Source organism: Psychrilyobacter sp., assembly GCF_049671765.1.
Classification (GTDB): Bacteria; Fusobacteriota; Fusobacteriia; order Fusobacteriales; family Fusobacteriaceae; genus Psychrilyobacter.
Window position 1 is genome coordinate 1 of sequence record NZ_JBATVM010000305.1, and the last position, 3,314, is coordinate 3,314.

Genomic DNA, 3,314 nt, shown 5'->3' on the forward strand with positions numbered 1-3,314 from the left:
CCAACAGAAACAGCAAAGAATCCAAATAAAGGAAGACCATTACCAGATGTTCCAGCAGGAGCAGCAAAGGATAAAAAGGTTACAGATAATAATAATGATGGTATATATAATAAATTAAATGAAATAAATGGGAAAGAAACTGATAAAACTTATGATAAAGCGCCTACAAAGAAACAAACAGGGGGAGATGAAAATAATTACTTCTTGGTAGAAAAAGAAACTGATAAAACTTATGATAAAACGCCTACAAAGAAACAGACAGGAGGAGATGAAAATAATTACTTCGTGTTAGAAAAAAATAAACAAGAAAATCCATATGAAACTTTGGATAAAACTAATAAAAATAGAGATCATGTTTATGATAAATTAGAAAATATAAAGACTCCTACAAAGAAACAGAAAGGAGGAGACAAAGATAATTATTTCGTGTTAGAAAAAGATAGTGACACTCCTACAAAGAAACAAACAGGGGAAGATAAAATATATGACAAAATAGACGACAGTAAGATAAAACCTGATAATATTTATGATAAGATTGGAAATATAGGTCCAAATAAAGGAAGACCGTTGCCAGAAACACCAGCAGAAAAAAGAGCAAGAGAAGAGGCTGGTTATGAATTGGCAAAGAATACTCCTTTAGAAGAAAAGAAAAACCCAAATAAAGGAAGACCGTTACCAGAAGTACCATTAGAAGGTAATAAAAAAATAAAAAAAGATAAAATATCAGGGATAGAAAAAGTTCGTCAAAGAGAGAGACCTGAAAAAAATGTAAAAAAACTAGATCTAACAAACTATAATAAAGCCAAAGATGGAATTGTAGGAGAAGATGGACATACATATAGTTTAAGCCCTAAAAAAGAAGGTAAAATCTTAGAGAATATTGAAAAATCATATAAAAAATCTAAATCTAAATATTTAAGTGAACCAACAGATGCTAATCTTAAAGAATTTAAGAAAAAAGAGAAGGCATTTGAAGATACTTTAAATAAATACAATAAAAAAATCGATTTAATTCTAAAGCAAAAAAATATCAAGCAAGAGAATGTATTAGATAAAGCAACTGATCCTAATGATAAATACGGTGGGAAAGTAGTAACTATAAAAAAAGAAGATATAGGAGTAGTTAAACCTACTAAAAAAGCGGTAAAACAAAAATTAACCAATGAACAGAAAAAAGAGTATTCGAAAGGAAAATTAGGACAATATTTTAAAGGTAAACCAGATATTCTAGATCCTAAGATGAGGCCTGAAAATATAGGAGAAGTAAAGGATAATACTGTAAATATATTGATCCATGGAACTTTTAGTTCTAAATCAGCTGAAAATGACTGGGCTAGTCCAAAGAGTCCCCATGCTAAATCTATCAATAAAGAATATGGTGGAGAAGCAGTAACATTTAAGTGGAGTGGAAAGAATACGGCAGATACTAGAAAAAAAGCAGGAAAAGAATTGGCTAAAATCATAGAGGGATACAACAAAAAAGGAATAAAAGTAAATATCATAGCACACAGTCATGGCGGAAATGTAGCCAATGAAGCATTAAAATTAACTAATGGTAAGATAGATAATTTAGTGACTCTTGGGACACCTGTGAGATCTGATCATAAGGCAGATAAAAAAACTATTGAATCTAAAACTAATTCATATTTAAATGTAATGTCGAATCAAGATACAGTAACTAAACAAGGTGGATTTGATACTAAAACAGATATAACTAAATATATTGGTGGGGATAATGCATTTAAAAGAGCACACAGAAAAGATAAAGATGCAGATAAAATTTTAAAGATAGATGGAGCAAGTCATTCAGAATTACACAGTTTAGCTGTGATTAAACAATTAAAACCATTAATTAAGAGAAATTCTAAAGAGGAAACAGAAATCGATTTAACTAAAAATTTGCAAAAGAAAGTTTCTCAAGAAGAAGCGGAAACTAACAAATAATATAGATAGAGAGCTAAAAACTCTCTATCTAAAAGGAGATAATATATGAAAAAATTAATTTTGTTTTTTTTAATGACCACACTAGCATTTTCACAAACGTATATAAAGGAAATTTCAAATGATTTAGTTGATGGTGTACAAGTGATAAATATAGAAGTTTATGTTGAAAAAGATAAATATTACGAGGTTTATCCACTGGTAGAAAAAATAACAAAAGATAATATAAGTATTTATTATGAGAATAATAAAATCTATGAGAAGATAGAAGTTAAGGATAAAACAATAGAAAGAAGTTTTATGAGTGGAAATGAAATTTTAGAAGTTCAAGAATATCCTGTAAAGGAAATAATAATAGCTCCTAAGTATATAACTAAAAAATATACTGAGAAAAATCATAAAAAATCATCAACTTTTGATAAATATATAAAATTAATTTGTTCTAAAAGTTTATTGATGGATTACAATATAAAAAATACAGAGAAATTAATGGAAATATTTCCAGATAGAGGATCAAGAACTATTAGGGAGGTTAGAAAAAGTTGAAGAAAATATTAATTATATTGGTAATTGTAATCACAGGATGTCAATCTAATAGTGTAAATATGAAACCTATGAGACTAGTAGAGAAGAAAAATCCTCCTAAAGTAGTAGTAGATGAAGGTAGGTTAATATTTGAGATTTTAGGTACAAATTTTAAAATTAATAAAACTCAAATAACAGTTGAAATAGCGAAGAAGATAAAGGTATTAGCCGAACAGATAAAAGGAAAAAAAGGAATTTTAAAGGTGATTGGATCGTCTTGTTCTACAGGAAGTGAAAAATATAACCTTAAAATTTCAAAAGAAAGAGCTGATAATGTGGCGTCTATTTTAAAAAATGAGTTAAAAACAGAAAAAATATTAATTGTTTCAGAAGGGAAGGGAGAAAAAAATCCAGAGTATTCCAATGAGACATTAGAAGGAAGATATAAAAATAGAAATATAAAAATTTATTTTGTAGAAGATAGTGGGAGTAAGAAAATAAAATATGTAAATAAAATAGAAGATTTAATATAAATAGAGAGTGTTGCACGTTTGGTGTGGGTTCTAAAAAATAATATAAAATTTTTATAAAACGAGGAGTAATAATTAAAGAATTATTACCCCTCGTTTTTAATATATGGTGATTTTTTGAGTTTAATATAAATTTGAAAAATACTCTAATAGATAGAAACTCCTAAATTCTCTTTCATTTCATCAAAATTAACACCTCTATATTTTGCTAGGGATTTAATCTGATTTTCGTCAATTTTTCCGAGATTAAAGTATCTTGCATTTTCACTGAAAAATAACATACCACAGACACTATGAATAGGTGTCATGGTATAAGTT

At 27.7% G+C, this 3,314-nt stretch carries 4 protein-coding genes; 3 read left to right on the plus strand and 1 reads right to left on the minus strand.

Annotation, left to right across the window (positions count from 1 at the left end; translation table 11 throughout):
• The 3 genes from WBG30_RS14090 to WBG30_RS14100 form a co-directional block, all read left to right on the plus strand.
• The coding region (locus WBG30_RS14090; RefSeq protein ID WP_424505284.1) for an esterase/lipase family protein at positions 1-1,944 on the plus strand (1,944 nt) is incomplete at its 5' end.
• 45 nt (positions 1,945-1,989) lie between these two features.
• Positions 1,990-2,487, plus strand: a complete 498-nt coding sequence (locus WBG30_RS14095; protein WP_424505285.1) for a hypothetical protein — start codon at positions 1,990-1,992, stop codon at positions 2,485-2,487.
• Positions 2,484-2,999 carry an OmpA family protein gene (locus WBG30_RS14100; protein WP_424505286.1) on the plus strand — a complete coding sequence of 172 codons (516 nt, stop codon included), beginning with the start codon at positions 2,484-2,486 and terminating at the stop codon, positions 2,997-2,999. The genes WBG30_RS14095 and WBG30_RS14100 overlap by 4 nt, the downstream gene beginning before the upstream one ends.
• Positions 3,000-3,142: 143 nt before the next feature.
• On the opposite strand, the gene WBG30_RS14105 is transcribed toward WBG30_RS14100, so the two are convergent.
• Positions 3,143-3,304: a vitamin B12 dependent-methionine synthase activation domain-containing protein gene (locus tag WBG30_RS14105; RefSeq protein WP_424505287.1), complete on the minus strand. Its 162-nt coding sequence runs from the start codon at positions 3,302-3,304 to the stop codon at positions 3,143-3,145.
• Positions 3,305-3,314: the final 10 nt, after the last annotated feature.